The organism is Pseudoalteromonas sp. NBT06-2, from assembly GCF_002276045.1.
Taxonomy (GTDB): domain Bacteria; phylum Pseudomonadota; class Gammaproteobacteria; order Enterobacterales; family Alteromonadaceae; genus Pseudoalteromonas.
Genome location: NZ_NQMR01000073.1, coordinates 17,518 through 35,658 on the forward strand (window position 1 = coordinate 17,518; position 18,141 = coordinate 35,658).

Consider the following 18,141-nt stretch of genomic DNA (forward strand, 5'->3'; position numbering starts at 1 on the left):
CTGCGTTATTAATTTGAAAAGGGAACAACTATTATCTTCAATTAATGTCTTATCTAAATCCGGTTTAATTCTCGCTGAAATCACGCATTTTGAGGTATCATGGGTATATTCAAAACAGGTATCTGAAAATCATATCTACTGGCTTATATTTTAAAATAATCAGTTTCGGACTGAATATTTAAATGCATTTTATTTTATCGAGGAAGTTAATGAAGCAGCATAAGATTAAATTGGTTGTATTGTGTTTAGCTGCAACATTGGGAGTGAGTACTTTAACTGCTTGTTCTACCCATTCAAATATAAACTCTCAATCACAACAAGGCATTATGCAATCAAATTCAATTATTAAAAGTCAAAACGATCAAAGAGATTATCGCTATATTAAATTAGATAATGGTCTAAAAGTCGTTTTAGTATCGGATATAAAGGCTGATAAAGCAGCTGCTTCTTTAGATGTGCATATTGGCCATATGAGTGATCCAATTGATAGGCATGGATTATCTCACTTTTTAGAGCATATGTTATTTTTAGGTACTAAAAAATATCCTAAAGTAGGTGGTTATGACGAATACTTAAAAGCCAATGGTGGTTGGTCAAATGCAGGTACAGGCCAGGAGCATACCAATTATTTTTTTGAAGTGAATCAAGGTTCATTAAATGAAGCCTTAGACCGATTTGCACAATTTTTTATTTCTCCCACTTTAGATCCTGAATATGTCGAACGTGAAAAAAACGCGGTACACTCTGAATATCAAATGAAGATAAAAGATGATGCTCGCCGTATTAGAGAAGTACGTAAAGAAACTTCTAATCAAGCACACCCTGCCAGTCAGTTTTCGGTAGGTAATTTAGATACTTTGATGGATAATGAAAACACAAAGCTGGTTGATGATTTAAAAGCACATTATAAACACTATTACTCAGCCAGCCGAATGGCATTATCGGTTGTAGGTAAAGAGAATTTAGACACTTTAGAATCATGGGTGAGAGAAAAGTTTTCAGCAGTGCCTACAAATGGCACTATATCTAAACCTGTAAATATTAAACCTTTTCTAAATGAGCAGCTTGGTGTTCGCATTGATATTGAACCTATAAAAGATGTGCGTACTTTAACGCTTAACTTTCCTGTACCAAACTCATTAACTCACTATAAAGAAAAACCACTTACTTTCATTAGCAATATAGTAGGTAATGAAGGTGAGGGCAGTTTATTTAGCTATTTAAAACAGCAAGGCCTAATTGAATCTTTAGGTGTTTATCACTATGGCCCAGATGATTTTGAGCTATTTTCGATTAGCATGAATTTAACTAAAAAAGGGTTAACTGATTATCAACAGATAACAGAAGCAACATTTGCCTATTTACAACTAATAGCATCAAAAGGTCTTACCTCTGTTTATTTTGATGAATTAAAAGCTGTTGCAGATACTGGTTTTAAGTTTCAAGAAAAACACTCAGCAGCTAATACGGTGCAAAATTTGTCAGGACAATTGCAATATTACTCACCAGAGCATGTTCTAAGTGCAGGGTATATTTATCAAGAATTTTCAGTTGAGGTTATAAAAGAGTATTTAGATTTATTAACGCCGAAAAATATGCGTCAAACTCGAGTTGCTAAAGGCCTTAAAACCGATAAAATCCAAGCTGAATATAATGCCCCTTATTTGATGGCTAAGCTTAATGAAGACGAACTGGAGAAGTATCAAAATCCAAAAGCCATTGAAGCGCTTAAGTTACCAAAAGAAAATCCGTTTATCGCTAAAAACTTAAAGTTAAAAACGATTACATCAAGTGCAGTAAATCCAGAAATTACCTTCGAAAAACCGGGCTTTAAACTTTGGCATAAACAAGATACTGAATTTAAAATTCCAAAAGCATCTGTGAATATCCAAATTTACTCAGATGAAGCAGGTAGAGATGCAGCATCTAGAGCCAAAAATACCTTATATAATGCTTTATTAAAAGATAGCCTTAATGAATTTGGTTATCCGGCAAAGCAAGCAGGATTAAATTATAATTTATGGTCAACAAATCGTGGCATGGGATTTGGTGTCAATGGTTATGATGAAAAACAAGTTGAGTTATTAGTCACAATCAATAAGCGTATTAGAAACCTAACAATAGACCCTGCGGCTTTTGAATTACATAAGGCTCGATTAATTCGTAGTTGGAATAATGCTAAGTTTGATCGTCCTTATTCACAAAGTTTAGCTGCGCTATCTCAAGTTCAACGTACAAAAGTATATGCGCCTAGTAAATTGGCTAAAGCACTAGAATTAGTCACAATTGCAGAGCTTAAATCTTATATTGAAGCTTTTCATCGTAAAATTGAAATTGAGGCTTTGGTGCATGGAAATATGACCAAGAAAGAGTCAATGTTAATTGCTAGTAACCTTTATGCCTTAAATTTAACAGGCTCTAAAGCTAAGGTACGTGCAGATAAAGTGGTTAAGCTGAATAATAGTGATGAGACTTTAGTCAGAGAGCTAGATGTTGATCATAATGATTCATCATTAATACTCAGTTATGTAAATGATGACTCGTCACTTAATAGCCGGGCACATTTTGCTTTAATCGGTCGTGTAATTAATGCACCTTTTTATAAAGCTATTCGTACAGAGCAGCAGTTAGGTTATATCGTTGCTGGGCGTTCTCGTATGTTAGAAGACTTACCGGGGTTATTCTTTTTAGTACAATCACCAAAAGCAGGACCTGTTGAGTTAGAGCGCCGTATCTCTCAATTCCTAACAGGTTTTGATGAGCAGCTTAGCCAAATGACACAAGTACAATTCATAGATTATAAAGAAGGGCTAATTAAAGACTTAAAAGCGAAAGATAAAAATTTAAATGAGCGTACTTCTTACTATTGGGCAGAGATCAATGCTAAAGAATTTAATTTTGATAGTGATAAACAGTTGATTACGGTCATTGAAAAATTGACGCAAGATGATATTAAAGATTTTTATAGAAAATTGATGGCGAGAATAAAACCGATTATAGTGCGCAGTTTTGGAAAGGCACATCGTGTTGATGATGATTATAAAGCGGCACAAAAAGATGCAAATGTTTGTAGAGAAAATCCATGTTTTGTTGAGCAATTAAAAACCAGTGTAAGATTCTAGAATTGCTATGCATTTCTAGTAGAGCCACTAAATGGCAAGTCTTTAATCTTAATTGAACAATCTTCATTATAAAAATGCCGAAGCGAGATACCTCGTTTCGGCTTTTTTCACTTTACAGGGCTGAAGCCCCATTTACGTTATTGATATTATATACCCATGTCACTTCAAAATGCATGTTTCAGAGCTATTTGGGCTAGCCCAATTGAAGGCGTGTTGATGCAGAAATATAGGCATCTTTCAAAGCAACGATGAAGTGGCTTTGCTCAGAAGCTCCGTCTCGGTGAGTTTAAATAGGGTTTATGCTGCGTTATTAATTTTGATAAGGGAACAACCATTATCTTCAATTAATGCCTTACCTAAATCCTGTTTAATTCCTCGCTGCTTGCGGCGTAAGAGTTTTAACCATTGAGAAATTAAGATACCCCTCTTAGCGTAGCGAATTTGAGCCTAAGCGAAAAGCCTTGGCGCGGGGTAGTTCATTGGTTTAAATATACAATAGTTGCGTTGCTTTCAATCTAAATAGCCAGCTATTGCTCAATCAAGCGCCTTATTCTTGAAAATTTACCCTAATTTAAACTTGATCACTAACTTAATATAATTGGTATAACAATAAAGCTTATTTACCTTTAATTGTTTTTTTAGCATCGGCTGCCATAAATGCAAATACCGCGTATGCTGCAGCATTTTGCTGTATCTTTTTAGGATCAACTTTATCTAAAGTATCATCAGCAGTGTGATGATAATCGAAATAATCAGTACCATCCGTATGAAGCGAAAAACCTGGCAGTCCTCCTAAGTTACGCAATGGAATTAAATCAGGACCACTTGATGATCTATTTGCACCAATATATGCAATATTTAATGGTAATAACTGTTTAGCTATTGCTCTTACTATTGGTAATGAACTTGCCTCAACACTTGATTGAAAACCATAAATAAAGTCTGCACCAAAGTCAGATTCAGCAGCAGCTACGATATTATGTTTATTTGTTGCATGTGCTTTAGCATAGGCTTTTGCACCCCATAAACCTAACTCTTCAGCGGCAAATAAAACAACACGTACACTGCGTTTAGGGCGTTTTACATCGGCAATGAACTTTGCTGCAGCCATCGTTAAAGCAACGCCAGCACCATCATCTAATGCACCTGTTCCCAGATCCCAAGAATCTAAATGACCACCAATTAATACATATTGTTCAGGGTTTTGAGTGCCATTGATTTGGCCAATAACATTAAAACTTTTACCTTCACCTAAGTCTTTAGTTTGAACTTTAATATTAATCTTAATTGTTTTATTCAAAGTTGTTAAACGAGAGATCTGATCTGCATCTGGATTAGGAATAGCGACTTTTACGATTGGTTTAACGCCGTCTTTATATTGGCTTGCTCCTGTATGCGCAAATCTATGATGTGATGTACTTACCGAGCGCATAATAAAGGCAACTGCGCCTTTTTTAGCTGCTTCAATAGCACCTGTACGACGTGCGCGGGTTGCAGGTCCATACCCATTACCATCAATATGACGATTCATTTTATAGTTAATAAATACAATCTTACCTTTTGCAGCATTTTCAGGCGCTGCGATAAGTTCATCTAACGTTTCAAATTGGATAACTTCAGCTGTGATCCCTTCTTCTGGCGTGCTTACACTGCCACCTAAGGCCGTTAAATGTAATGGTTGTTGAGACGGTGCGATAATAGTGCCTGATTCACTATAGCGGCGCCATGAAGGGAAAGTGGCAGGCTCAATCCAAACTTTGTCATAACCGAGTTCTTTAAATTTATCTTGTGCCCATTGCACTGCTAAAGCATCATTTGTCGTACCTGGTAACCTAGGGCCTACTTCAGTGGTGAGTGAGCTCAATATGTCATAGGCTAAATCACTGTTTAGTGCATTAGTACGAATTTTTGAAACTTGTTCGATTTGTTTTAGAGTAAATTCTTGAGCTGTAACTGAGTTGATAAAAGTTAAGCCACTGAGAGCTAATGTACAGAGTAATTTTTTCATGGTTTCAAAGCGCGCCTTTTAAAGAAAGCAGTATTTAAGCATTAAAGAGACTAAGGGGTAAAGCGTGATGGGATAAGTTACCAAATATAATTGGCGCAATAAATTTACGGCTTATCGGATAGCATACGAATTAAGGTTTTGTAATGGCGTTATTTCTCCGACAGAGTTAAAAAACTTAGATATCAGCATGTAACCAAAAATTGAATACACTGAGGTAGCTACTCTATCATGCGTATTTATTTGGAACGAAAAAATTATCAAGTGGTCATTGTTATAACGGATGAAAAAATCACAACATGATTTCAGGCAAAGTATTTAGCGCGAGCTTATTATGAATCAGGTCAAACATCAGAGGCGATAACTCTGCTTTTATTTAGTTTGCTTTTGGAATAAATTTTTATAAGGTATTATTGGTAGCAATGATGCTTTGGATATTTAGCCTAAAGGTTGGCCATAACTAAACTCTACACGGTTACCATCTGGGTCTAATACTCCACAATAGTATCCCACAGGGAAGGGCTCTTGCTTAGGTGGCCATAATAATATGCCATCCTCTTTTGCTTTAATGGCAACTTTATCTACGTTTTCTTTACTGGATAAAGCAAAACCAAAATGTGAAAAATCGTTTTGTGATTGCTGGTGGCCAGGCCCGCCGGGTAAAAGTACAAAAATAAATTGAGATTCTTTACCGGATTCAGCTAACCAAATAATATGTTTACCATGAACATGGCGATCTCTAACAAGCTTCAAACCTGCATAATTTTTATAGAAAAGAACGCAGGCATCGACGTCTTTAACATGTAAAGCGATATGGGTGAGATGTGCCATCTATCTCAATCAGCTACAAAAGTAGACTTGTAGTTCTGAAGTTGTAGGTTGGTGTCTAAATATTAATTTACCATCTACAAAGATATTAGGAGAGTGACGAATATTGTTTTCACTCACCAACTCAGGATGATCTTCAATGTAGTCAATTTGATAATTGACACCAACACTCTGAAATTCACATTCAAGATTTTGAATGCAAAAATCATTTTGTGTTACTAAAATCTGAACTTTCATAAAGCAACGCTCACTATCAAGGTAATTGCTTTAAGTATAGTTAATTATTATTATTCTGTATTACTAATGCCACCTTTTGTTAGCTTTTGAGGGTCTAATAATTTTAATAATTCATCTCTCGATAGATCAGTTTCTTGTTCCGCAATATCAATAATCGGTTGGCCAAGTTGATAGGCTTTTTTTGCTATTGCGGCGGCTTTTAAATAACCAATGACAGGGTTTAAAGCTGTTACTAATATTGGATTTTTAGTAAGCGCTTCATTAATATGATCTTCTTTTACTACAAACGTTGCAATGGCTTTGTCGGCCATCAAATAACTTATATTACTGAGTAAGTCTATGCTTTGTAATATGTTGTATGCAACAACAGGTAACATTACATTTAATTCAAAATTACCTGATTGACCAGCTACTGTTATGGTTGCATCATTGCCAATAACTTGAGCACTTACCATAGCTGTTGCTTCGGGTATTACAGGGTTTACTTTCCCAGGCATAATAGATGAACCTGGCTGCAGTGCTTCAAGCTCTATTTCACCTAGCCCTGCTAATGGGCCTGAATTCATCCAGCGTAGATCATTGGCCATTTTCATATAGGCAATTGATAATACTTTTAAATGACCAGACAATGTTACTATGACGTCTTGAGAGCCGATATTATAAAAAAAGTTACTACTAGGTTTAAAACTTATGCCTGCAGCAGCACTCAAGTTGGATGAAAATTTCCCTGCAAATTGTGCATCGGCATTAATACCTGTACCAACAGCGGTACCACCTTGTGCGAGAGAAGTTACCTGCTCAAGTGATTGCATTATGCCAAGTTTTGCATTTTTAATTTGACTTTTCCATGCGGCTAATGTTTGGGAAAATGTGACAGGCATCGCATCCATTAAGTGAGTGCGACCCATTTTTACAATATGACCAATTTCAGCTGATTTTTTATCTAGTGCTTGTGTTAAATGTTCAATTGCAGGTAATAAATTAAAATAAGCTGTAATGGCAGTACTAATTTGTATTGCGCTAGGAATAACATCGTTTGAGCTTTGTCCCATATTGATATGATCATTAGGACTAATGTCTAAATTAGCTTGCTGGCTTGCTAAGCTGGCAATAACTTCATTAGCATTCATATTTGAGCTAGTACCTGAACCCGTTTGAAAAACGTCTATGGGAAATTGGTCTAAATGTTTGCCATCAATAAGTTGTTCGCAAGCTTTTTCTATTGCAATTGCACGTTCACAATCTAAATATCCTAGTTCAGCATTGGTTTGTGCTGCTGCATATTTAATATATGCCAGAGCTTGTATAAAACTTGCTGGCATAGTTAAACCACTTACAGGAAAGTTATTTATTGCTCTTTGTGTTTGTGCTTGATACAACGCATTTTTAGGGACTTCTAGTTCGCCCATGCTATCTTTTTCAATTCTGGTGTTTTTCATAATGATCTACTCTAATAAGGATTAAACTCATGGCTTAAAACACGTAATTCACGTTCAAGCGCATAGTATTTTTTTTGGCTTGAGTCATATTGTCTATAAAACCGTTTTAATGCTAATAATGGTTTATAGAGCTGGTCTAAGCATTGCTTTCTCATGCACTCGGATTGCAATGGGTCACATATTTTATTTATGAGGTCGTGATAAGTTCGTCGTAGAAATAATTCTTGTAGCAAAATACAATTTTCTTTTGAATAGCACCGAGATAAAGTTAAGCTTGCATCAATAAATTGCGCAACAACATAAGCACTGTGCATGCTTCGACAGCGATTGAGCATTTTCACTTGTTGATTATAAAAAACGGTCGCTTGTGCACTATTCATATTAAATCACATAAATGTAATGATAATTGTTATCATTGCAGTTATGTGGTTTTTAGGCAAGTAATTTATTAATAGAAAAGAGTGAACGCAATAAAAATGTAGATATACTTTTGATCTTCGTTGACTGAGAATTATTTTTATTTAAAATGATAGGTGTGAATATATTCGTTAGTAAATATGATGACCGAAACAACTGATATAGCGTTAAAGAAGCAGTATAAATTATTAAAAAAAGCGATTAAATCTGAACTGAAAAAATCACTTAAAGGAGGGAGGGGGCATAGCCGTAAGCTTATGGCGTTATCTGCATTAGATATAAAGATACTAGCAAAAGAAATGGTTGCTCAAGCTTTAGAGGACAATGAGTTATCAGCGGATGTTCAAGTTATTCGTAAAATTGAGCCTAAACCAAGTAATATGAGTTTTGCACTCAAACCGCTTAAAAACTCTCCTTGTAAACAATGCCCCGCTTTAAATGGGGGTTTATGCCTGTGCGCTATAAAGTACAATGATAAAAAACGAATCGGTTCTGCGTCATAATAATCACAACTTTTCTCTTCAAAAAATTGTCATGTTAAGTTTTTTCAGCTTTAGCATAAGAAGTTACTTTTCAATTAAGGCTGTTTAGTTAAGGTTGGTTGTAAGGAAAAGTATACAGGCATTAAAAAACCCCGGTTATTTTCACAACAGGGGTTATTTACTTAGTTATATTTAATCTGAATAAACAGGTTAATTTAAACTAATTATTTTTTAGCAGCTTTAGCAGCTTTTACGTCAGCAATTACTTTTTCAGAAACGCTGTTAGGGCAAGGCATGTAATGCCCAAACTCCATAGAGAACTGACCACGGCCTGAAGTCATAGTACGTAAAGAGCCGATGTAGCCAAACATTTCTGAAAGAGGCACATCAGCTTTAATGCGAACACCAGTTGCACCAGCGTCTTGACCAGCAATCATACCACGACGACGGTTAAGGTCACCGATTACGTCACCAACATGATCGTCTGGCGTGAAAACGTCAACTTTCATGATAGGTTCGATTAGCTGTGCACCCGCTTTAGGGATAGACTGACGGAAAGCGCCTTTAGCTGCGATTTCGAAAGCAACAGCAGATGAATCAACTGCATGGAAACCACCGTCGTATAATTCGATTTCAACGTCAAGTACAGGGAAGCCAGCAAGAACACCTTCGTCCATCATTACTTTGAAGCCTTTCTCTACTGCTGGGAAGAATTCCTTAGGAACGTTACCGCCCACAACAGATGAAGTAAACACGAAACCTGAACCTGGTTCACCAGGCTTAATACGGTAATCGATTTTACCGAATTGACCAGAACCACCAGATTGTTTCTTATGCGTGTAAGAATCTTCGATTGCAGTCGTGATAGTTTCACGGTAAGCAACCTGTGGCTGACCTACTTCAAGTTCAACGCCGTAAGTACGTTTAAGGATATCAACTTTGATATCTAAGTGAAGTTCACCCATACCAGAAAGGATTGTTTCACCTGAATCGTCATCAGTCTCAACGCGGAAAGTTGGATCTTCAGCAACCATTTTACCGATAGCAATACCCATTTTCTCAGTTGAACCTTTATCTTTAGGCTTAACAGAGATAGAGATTACTGGTTCAGGGAAAACCATCGCTTCTAGGATGATTGGATCTTTAGGATCACATAATGTGTGACCTGTTTGAACGTTACTCTTCATACCAACAATCGCGATGATATCACCGGCTTGTGCTGAAGTAAGTTCATTACGATCATCAGCTTGCATTTCACACATACGACCGATACGCTCAGTTTTACCTGTAGCAGCATTAAGGATTGTATCGCCTTTATTCAATGTACCTGAATAGATACGAACGAAAGTAAGAGCTCCAAAACGGTCATCAGAAATTTTAAAAGCTAATGCTTTAAATGTTTCATCATTAGATACAAGAGCGAATTTACCAGTAGGCTCGCCCTCTTCATCTGTAAGAGGTTGTGGATCAACATCCGTAGGTGAAGGTAGGTAATCAACAACAGCATCAAGGATTAATTGAATACCTTTATTTTTAAATGCAGAACCACAGTAAGTTGGGAAGAAGTCCATCGTACGTGTACCTTTACGGATACAACGTTTGATTTCTTCTAGTGAAGGTTCTTCACCTTCCATGTAAGCTTCTAATAAATCATCATCTTGCTCAAGAGCAGTATCAAGTAACATTTCACGGTACTCTTCTACTTTGTCAAGCATGTCCGCAGGAATGTCAGTGATTTCGTAGTTTTCAGGAAGACCCGTGTCATCCCAAATGTATGCTTTACGCGTAAGAAGGTCAACAACACCAACGAAATCCTCTTCGATACCGATTGGTAAAACCATAACTAGTGGGTTAGCAGCTAGTACGTCTTGAGTTTGTTTAACAACGCGGTAAAAATCAGCACCCATACGGTCTAATTTATTTACGAAGATAATACGTGCAACTTCTGATTCATTCGCATAACGCCAGTTAGTTTCTGATTGAGGCTCAACACCACCAGAACCACAGAAAACACCTACACCGCCATCTAATACTTTAAGTGAACGGTAAACTTCTACAGTGAAGTCAACGTGTCCAGGAGTATCGATAACGTTAAAACGGTGATCTTTCCAAAAACAAGTAACAGCAGCAGACTGGATAGTAATACCGCGCTCAGCTTCCTGTTCCATGAAGTCAGTAGTAGACTCACCATCATGTACTTCACCAGTTTTGTGGATCTGACCAGTAAGTTTCAAGATTCGTTCAGTTGTCGTTGTTTTACCAGCATCAACGTGAGCGAAGATACCAATATTTCTGTACTTTGATAAATCTGCCATTGTTTTACTCTTAAAGTTGCATTCAAAATGAATTCTGGAGCCTTATTATAAACGAAATTAAAAATTCTTTCGCTTGGACTCGATATTTGGGGCGCTATTATAAGGTAATGTGAACTAGATGGGAATAGAAGTTAAAAAAACAACGAACAAAAATGATACAAATAGATGATTTTGTGAAAAAAACAATGAAAAAGCGGTTTGGAATTTAACGGGTTTTATGTCTTAGTTATTGATATTTAATCAATAAATAAAAATAAAATAGGAAGTGTGAAATAATATAGCACAAACAAAAAAAGACCTCGTAGAGGCCTTCAATTAAGAATTAAATGGCGGAGAAGGAGGGATTCGAACCCTCGATAGAGCTACAAACCCTATACTCCCTTAGCAGGGGAGCGCCTTCGGCCACTCGGCCACCTCTCCGACGCTTAATTTTAACGTATTAAATGAACATAAATGTTCTAGCTTTTGAAAGGAAATTATTTAGATAAAGGAGTGAATTAAATCTAAATTATATTGATAACCTAGCAAAAGAAAATGGTGAATAATAGAGGTATATACCTTAGTATATTAGCCTGTAAAGCTAGACTTAACATTTTTATTTTTCAACCAAGTTTTAAATGGCGGAGAGATAGGGATTTGAACCCTAGATGGGCTATAAACCCATGCCGGTTTTCAAGACCGGTGCATTCGACCACTCTGCCATCTCTCCGTTGGGGTGAGATAATACTTAGCTGATATGCCCGTGTAAATACTTTATTGTTCTGTTTGCCTAAAAATCACTCAAAATAGTGAATTTAATTAAAATTTTATTAATTATTAACCTTTTTTGTATTTATTTGAATGTTTTTAATGAAAATTTAGTTCTAATTATTAGAGAGTTTTTAGTTGGAAGTAAAAATGCTAATAAAAAATAAAGGTAAAAATCACTTAACTGAAGCACAAGTGACTGATGAATCGATTTATCATCAACGCAGAGATGTGATCAAAAAAATGGGATTTGTTGGTGCTGGTGGCTTATTTACAAGTTCTACAGTGGCAAATACCAACTTGTTTAGCTTATTTACAAGAGAAGCGAAACCTTTATTTAAAACACGACCACTTGATTATAAAGCTGCAATACTCGATGAACAAAAGCGTACTCCTGAAACTAAAGTGATTTCTCATAATAATTTTTATGAGTTTGGTACAAAAAAGTCAGATCCCGTTGAAAATGCACAACACTTGCAAGTAAAACCTTGGCAGCTAAAGATCCATGGTGAAGTGAATAAACCTTTTGCGTTGAATTATGATGACTTATATAAACACCTTGCCTTAGAGGAACGTATTTATCGGCTGCGCTGTGTTGAAGCTTGGTCTATGGTCATACCTTGGTTGGGGTTTTCATTAGCGAAACTAATACAGCAAGCAGATCCAACTTCTGATGCAAAATATGTCGCTTTTGAAACTTTACATGATAAAGATCAAATGCCTGGGCAACGTAGGCGGTTTGGCGGTATTAATTATCCCTATGTAGAAGGATTAAGAATAGATGAGGCTATGAATCCATTAAGCTTTTTAGCTGTGGGTTTATATGGAAAAACTTTACCACCACAAAATGGCGCACCAATTCGTTTAGTTGTACCTTGGAAATATGGTTTTAAAAGTATTAAGTCGATTGTATCTATTAAATTAGTTAAACATCAACCACCGACTAGTTGGAATAAACTTGCACCTCAGGAGTATGGTTTTTACGCAAATGTAAATCCTAGTGTATCTCATCCTAGGTGGAGTCAGGCATCTGAAAGGCGTATAACCAGCGGTGGTTTATTTGATCGAAATCGCATTGCCACTTTACCTTTCAATGGTTATGGTGATGAAGTTGCATATTTATATAAAGACATGGATCTTAAAAAATATTTCTAAAATAAATCTGCTATACATCTTTATAAAGACCACTACGTGATAACAGGAAATACTTGGTCTTTTTCGTTAAATCTGAGTTTGGTTTGTTAGTTTAGATTTTTATAATTAAATATTGATATACCCCCCAGTTCTGCTGGAGGTAATTTAATTTTTTTGCCACTTAGTGGCCACAATAGAAATGTGAATCAGATCTATAAGAGGTGAATGCTTGAAATTACAAGTCAAACTTAAAACCAAAGATAAAATCATATTATTAAAAACTGCATTGCATTGTATTTTATTTACTCCAGCTGTTTGGGTCTTTTATTTGGCGGTGCAAGACCTACTAGGTGCAGATCCGGTGCAAGCCATTATTCACTTCACTGGTTTAAGTGCGCTTAAGGTATTAATTTTAGGTTTAGTAATAAGCCCACTTGCTCCTAAAGTTAAATTTATACCTTTAATGCAAATAAGACGACTAGTTGGCTTGTATGCATTTTTTTATGCTTGTTTACATTTATTGAGTTTTTTCACTTTTGATTTACAACTTGATTGGCCCTTGTTATTAAGTGAAATTGTTAAACGTCCTTATATAACAGTAGGTATGTTTTCTTGGTTAGTTTTACTTATCCTATCTGTGACTTCAGCTATGTTTATCAGGCGTAAATTAGGTAAGCGATGGCAGTCTTTACATAATTTAGTATATATTACGGTACCTATTGCTGTTTTACATTTTTATTGGTCTTTAAAGTCGGGATGGATAGAGCCTGCAATTTACTTACTTATTACGTTTATATTATTAAGTTTTAGAAGAAAAAAATTGCAACGTACTTTCTCATTAAGAGGGGGGTTTACATAACTTATGCTCATGAACTTTTAAAACCAGAGTAAATAGATGAAGTAAATGTGGTCTTGTATTTGAAATAGCAAAGGCCATATATGTGGCCTTTGCTATTTTGATGACTGACTTTGGTGGGGCTAGTGATTTACCGCAAATAAATCATAAGCTTTCAGTTCAGGTAAAAACTCTTGTAGTTGGTCTTCTTGTAGCGCTAGTTGCTCTATCGAACCACAAAATGCTTCTGCTTTTTGTTCTAGGTTTTTAGCTTGCAGTGCTACTTTTTGTTCAATTTGTTTGCCCATGTTTTCCATACGTTTTTCAAACTCATCCATATCTCCACCGGAACCAATCAGTTCTGATCCTAGTGCCACTAATAAGCCGCCAATTGAGTCCATTACTGCTGCTTGCATGGCTTCTTCCATTTTACTTTCGAACGATTCACCAAATGTATCATCAATTGAATCAAAACCTTGCTGACTCATAACAAAAGTACCGTCTTGGTAAAATTGGTCATGAATTTTAACTGATAACTCTTCCATTAATTCTGACATTGAATCCATGCTATTTAATCCAAATGCATTACCGACTTCATCAATTGCGATTCCCGCAATCTTTACCCCTTCAAGGGCTATATTTGCAACTTGAGGTAACTGCTGACGTAAGTTATCAGCGTAATTTTCTAAAGTTTGTTGTTCTTGTGAACTTAGGCTGATAGCTTCATCATTAATATATAAGGTACCATCTTGCTCAATTCGCATCACGTGATCATTTTGTGTTTGTATTTCTAAAGTATTAGGTTGAATACGAACGGTATGTTGGAACGCCATATTACAGCTATCAGAAGAAATATTAATGCTATTTAAATTGTTATGAGCAAGTGCTGAACCAGATAATAAACCTGAACTGAGAATAAGTGCTGTACCAAGCGTTTTAGAGTGTGTTGATAATGTCTTTTTAGTGAACGTTTTCATGTTTTGGCTTCCTGTATAAAAATAGTTATTATCTTTCCCGTTGATGTATATACTATTTCAATATCGGTGCCACATTTTTATTTTAATTTAAAACAATAAGTTAGTGGTTTATTCAGTTGACGGATAATTAAACTGATTAGTGTTTAGACTAAAAAGTGGTTAAATAAACAATTTAATAGTTAATTTATATTTGAGTATAAAAAACTAAACTTTTTCGGCGATCTGTTTGTTGTCTGGAGTCTAACCAGCGGCCTCTGTTTATTTTTATTCTTCTGCGATCTTTATTTTAATTGCGTAATAAGTTGCTCTAATAAGGTTTTAAGTTGTTTCGCTTTTTCAGTATCGTAATCTGTTTGACTGATGAGTTGCTGGGGTATACAGGCTAAGCCTTGTTTTAATTGCCACCCTTTTGCTGTGAGTTTGATATCAATTTGCCTTTCATCAGATTCATTTTTTATTCGCTCTAATAATTGTGCTTGCTGCATTCGTTTTAATAAGGGTGTTAATGTATTGCTATTTAATAATGCTTTTTTGCCAATTTGCTTTACGCTAAGGCCATCATTTTGCCATAAGATCATCAATACTATGTATTGTGTATAGGTAAGTTTATATTGCTCTAAAAGCGGTTGATATAGACGCGTTACTAATCTAGACGCCGCATAAAGCGGAAAACATAACTGATTTTCAAGAATTTGATGATCGGCTTTTTGTGTCATACTTATTTTGCCAACTCATGCTGAATGAATTTTTCGATCGCTATAGGTTTAGTTGTAGGTGCAAAACGCTTAATTGGCATACCATCGCGGCTGATTAAAAACTTAGTAAAATTCCATTTTATATTATTACCAAAAATACCTGGCAGAGCGGGTTTAAGGTATTGATAAATAGGATGGCTATTAGTACCGTTAACATCTATTTTTTCAAACATTTGAAAATCGACACCATAATTGATTAAGCACCCTTGTGAGATTTCTGTTGCATCACCAGGCTCTTGTTGGCGAAATTGGTTACATGGAAAACCTAAAATAACTAAGCCTTGATCTTTATATCGGTCATATAGTTTTTGTAAACCCTCATACTGTGGTGTTAATCCACACTTGCTTGCAGTATTTACTATTAAAACGACCTTGCCTTGATAGTCGCTCATATTAATATTGTGTTGCTGCAAACTAGTTGCTTGAAGTTGGTAAAAATCAGACATAACTTTGTTCCTGAGTAGAAATGGGTTGAATTATATCGTGCGCGATTTAAGTGTCAATGTGAACTTTTTATATGATTGTTTCAGTAGATTGGATAGCATGATTGAATTGGTCTGTAGATTATTAAAGTTATTATACTTTTAAATAGGTTAAAAATGTAATTCGTAATCTAAAGGAGCGCCAGCCATAGGGTCTCTCAATCGTAATGAGGCATCTAGATAATAAAGATCCAAAGGACTTATTTTTGGTCTTTATTATCTAAAGTGTTAGTTTTTAGCCGTAGTAAAGCTTAACAATACTCGCCATTACAACCACCATTACCTGTAATTCTATGTGTCGCAGTAGAGTCATAGATATAGCCATGATTATCGATTGCTTTTACTCTTATACTGACACTACTTGCTCCGCCATGATAATGAAAATAATTTTGGGCATTGCCTTTGTATACACCATCTACCCAAGACTCTACAGAGGCAATACTTCCATCTGAATCGGCGGCAGATATTGCGACATCAATTACATGTTCATTATCTTCTCTTACACTAGAGTTAGCAACCGGTTTATAGTCACAAATATATTCTTTTACAGGTCTTTGTTCAAGAAAATCTAATGTAGCTGTACATGAAATGTATTCACTAGTTTTTTCAGGTAAAGTACACATACTTGGTCCAGCTCCTTTAGATTCATAATAAGAAACTAATTCACCCAATGAAACATATTTTTTAGTAGATTCTCTATAATCATCTGATAGTGTTTTTGTTATGGTTTCTGTTATAAGGTCAAAGCCTCTTGGTTTTGGCTTACAAGTTGTTTGTTGGTAGGTAGCTTGACATTCAGGGGCACCTGCATAGATATTTTTATATCCTGTTATTTCATATCGACAATTAGTTTTTTCTCCAAAATTATCATCTCCTGCAAACGCGTTAAATGAACTAATTGAAGCTATTGTTAATATGGTTGATGTCGCTAATGCATTAAATTTTAACTTGAACATAATTTATCCTAATAATAAATATTGGTGCAGTTTTCTGATTAATCATATCTATTGTTTTCCTTTTTATTATTCGGCTAACAATATTATTGATTAAGCAGTTGCGTTTTTATATAAATCGTTTTAATTAATAATAATTCAATTGTTGTTGAATTATCTTTCCCCTCACTGCAGGCGGCTTAATTATTAAAAAGTATTTTTTTTATAAACTATTCGACAGTAAAGCGTTTTCTATTTTTTGATAATTAATGAATTTTTTATATCTAAATCCTGCCAATTTATAGTAAAAATTAGCCATTTTATTAACAGTGAAAGAATGTCATTTTATTGATGATTTTTGGCTGAATTTTGATATTAAAATATGCAAAATTGAGTATGCTTATAGGGCTTCATATTAGCTTTCTTATAAAGTAGATTTGCAAGCGTGCAGAAATGCCAAGCGTTTAATCATATTGAATTTAACTTACCCTTAATTTGTTTATTTTAATTGGTATAAAAGTTTGGTTTTTCTGCGACTAATGATTTTTAAGATTACATTGAGCTTATTTAGTAAATGTTTTATCTTATCTAAGGTTATGAATTATAAGTTTGTTTTTTTGGCGGTTTTGTTTTAGTTAATGGCAGAATAATGATAGGAGGAAATTTTATTATTTAGGTAAGGTAGAAGTGAGCAAAGTGCTCAGAATATTAGCCCATCAATTTTTAAGGGAAATTGTAATGCGAAACATAAAAATATCCATTTTGAACTATCTAGTAAAACATCAGACATTTATCACTTTTAGTAATGTGATATGCAATGTAATTAAAAAGCATTTCTTAGTATGTGTCTCTAAGTAAATTGCTATTTATCATCAATAAATAATCTTATAATAACAACAAACTCCATACATTTTATGCGTTTATAAAGTAGCCATACTTTTTAGATGAATTTGACTTGTAAGGAAAATAAAAATAAATTTTATAAAAGGTGGTTTTATGAATCGTTTATATACTTTACTATCAACTATTAGTGTTATGTCTTTGTTGAGCTTTTCAACACCAAGCGAAGCTCGGTATACAAAAATTTTAACATCAATGGTTGAAGTTACTGTTTTCTGTAATTATTATAATTGTACCTCCGTTATTGATTTAGGTGATGGTGTTGAACAATATAGAGTGATTTACGAACATAAGGTTAGTGATGCTGTTAGTCCTGACCCTGATCGTGATGAAACAATTCCTTAATAGTTAATACCAACTTGAATATTATGATAAATAGGTGATGTTATGAAAGATTTTAAATTTTTATTTTTAGCTTTTTGTTTTACGCTTTTATTTATTGTTTCAACTCCAAGTGAGGCCCGTTATACAAAAATTTTAACATCAATGGTTGAAGTTACTGCTTTATGTAATTATTATAATTGTACCTCCATT

General features: G+C 34.9%; 15 protein-coding genes and 2 tRNA genes. 5 read left to right on the top strand and 12 right to left on the bottom strand.

Annotated elements, in window-relative coordinates; all coding sequences use genetic code 11:
• Window positions 1–209 precede the first annotated feature (209 nt).
• Complete coding sequence (locus CJF42_RS14855; protein ID WP_095367446.1) at window positions 210–3,122, top strand: insulinase family protein; 2,913 nt, start codon at window positions 210–212, stop codon at window positions 3,120–3,122.
• A 616-nt stretch (window positions 3,123–3,738) separates the two neighbouring features.
• On the opposite strand, the gene CJF42_RS14860 is transcribed toward CJF42_RS14855, so the two are convergent.
• The 5 genes from CJF42_RS14860 to CJF42_RS14880 form a co-directional block, all read right to left on the bottom strand.
• Complete coding sequence (locus CJF42_RS14860) at window positions 3,739–5,130, bottom strand: M20/M25/M40 family metallo-hydrolase (protein WP_095367447.1); 1,392 nt, start codon at window positions 5,128–5,130, stop codon at window positions 3,739–3,741.
• Window positions 5,131–5,565: 435 nt separating this feature from the next.
• Entirely contained in the window at window positions 5,566–5,958 is a 393-nt protein-coding gene (locus tag CJF42_RS14865) for a VOC family protein (RefSeq protein ID WP_095367448.1), read from the bottom strand.
• Between the two features lie 9 nt (window positions 5,959–5,967).
• Window positions 5,968–6,192 carry a hypothetical protein gene (locus tag CJF42_RS14870; RefSeq protein WP_095367449.1) on the bottom strand — a complete coding sequence of 75 codons (225 nt, stop codon included), beginning with the start codon at window positions 6,190–6,192 and terminating at the stop codon, window positions 5,968–5,970.
• Window positions 6,193–6,242: 50 nt separating this feature from the next.
• Window positions 6,243–7,631 carry a class II fumarate hydratase gene (locus CJF42_RS14875; RefSeq protein WP_095367450.1) on the bottom strand — a complete coding sequence of 463 codons (1,389 nt, stop codon included), beginning with the start codon at window positions 7,629–7,631 and terminating at the stop codon, window positions 6,243–6,245.
• 11 nt (window positions 7,632–7,642) lie between these two features.
• Window positions 7,643–8,011: a hypothetical protein gene (locus CJF42_RS14880; RefSeq protein WP_252097620.1), complete on the bottom strand. Its 369-nt coding sequence runs from the start codon at window positions 8,009–8,011 to the stop codon at window positions 7,643–7,645.
• A 180-nt stretch (window positions 8,012–8,191) separates the two neighbouring features.
• Between CJF42_RS14880 and CJF42_RS14885 the strand changes: the two genes are divergently transcribed.
• Entirely contained in the window at window positions 8,192–8,551 is a 360-nt protein-coding gene (locus tag CJF42_RS14885; RefSeq protein WP_095367451.1) for a hypothetical protein, read from the top strand.
• Window positions 8,552–8,754: 203 nt separating this feature from the next.
• Here CJF42_RS14885 and fusA read toward each other — a convergent pair whose 3' ends face one another.
• The 3 genes from fusA to CJF42_RS14900 form a co-directional block, all read right to left on the bottom strand.
• Entirely contained in the window at window positions 8,755–10,845 is a 2,091-nt protein-coding gene (gene fusA / locus CJF42_RS14890; RefSeq protein ID WP_095367452.1) for an elongation factor G, read from the bottom strand.
• Between the two features lie 327 nt (window positions 10,846–11,172).
• Window positions 11,173–11,265, bottom strand: a tRNA-Ser gene (locus tag CJF42_RS14895).
• Window positions 11,266–11,463: 198 nt separating this feature from the next.
• A tRNA-Ser gene (locus tag CJF42_RS14900) sits at window positions 11,464–11,554 on the bottom strand.
• 188 nt (window positions 11,555–11,742) lie between these two features.
• Between CJF42_RS14900 and msrP the strand changes: the two genes are divergently transcribed.
• Both msrP and msrQ read left to right on the top strand, forming a co-directional pair.
• Window positions 11,743–12,747: a protein-methionine-sulfoxide reductase catalytic subunit MsrP gene (gene msrP / locus CJF42_RS14905; RefSeq protein ID WP_095367453.1), complete on the top strand. Its 1,005-nt coding sequence runs from the start codon at window positions 11,743–11,745 to the stop codon at window positions 12,745–12,747.
• A gap of 208 nt (window positions 12,748–12,955) precedes the next feature.
• Window positions 12,956–13,585 carry a protein-methionine-sulfoxide reductase heme-binding subunit MsrQ gene (gene msrQ / locus CJF42_RS14910; RefSeq protein ID WP_095367454.1) on the top strand — a complete coding sequence of 210 codons (630 nt, stop codon included), beginning with the start codon at window positions 12,956–12,958 and terminating at the stop codon, window positions 13,583–13,585.
• Window positions 13,586–13,704: 119 nt separating this feature from the next.
• Here msrQ and CJF42_RS14915 read toward each other — a convergent pair whose 3' ends face one another.
• From CJF42_RS14915 to CJF42_RS14930, 4 genes are all read right to left on the bottom strand, one after another.
• On the bottom strand, window positions 13,705–14,538 hold the full coding sequence (locus CJF42_RS14915; protein ID WP_095367455.1) for a YggN family protein: 834 nt from the start codon (window positions 14,536–14,538) through the stop codon (window positions 13,705–13,707).
• A gap of 281 nt (window positions 14,539–14,819) precedes the next feature.
• On the bottom strand, window positions 14,820–15,254 hold the full coding sequence (locus CJF42_RS14920; RefSeq protein WP_095367456.1) for a MarR family winged helix-turn-helix transcriptional regulator: 435 nt from the start codon (window positions 15,252–15,254) through the stop codon (window positions 14,820–14,822).
• Window positions 15,255–15,256: 2 nt separating this feature from the next.
• Window positions 15,257–15,739 (bottom strand): glutathione peroxidase, encoded by a 483-nt coding sequence (locus tag CJF42_RS14925; protein ID WP_095367457.1) that lies wholly within the window; start codon window positions 15,737–15,739, stop codon window positions 15,257–15,259.
• Between the two features lie 287 nt (window positions 15,740–16,026).
• Window positions 16,027–16,731 carry a hypothetical protein gene (locus tag CJF42_RS14930; protein ID WP_095367458.1) on the bottom strand — a complete coding sequence of 235 codons (705 nt, stop codon included), beginning with the start codon at window positions 16,729–16,731 and terminating at the stop codon, window positions 16,027–16,029.
• A gap of 972 nt (window positions 16,732–17,703) precedes the next feature.
• On the opposite strand from CJF42_RS14930, the gene CJF42_RS14935 reads away from it, so the two are divergent.
• A complete protein-coding gene (locus CJF42_RS14935) occupies window positions 17,704–17,952 on the top strand; it encodes a hypothetical protein (RefSeq protein WP_095367459.1) in 249 nt (82 codons plus the stop codon).
• Window positions 17,953–18,141: the final 189 nt, after the last annotated feature.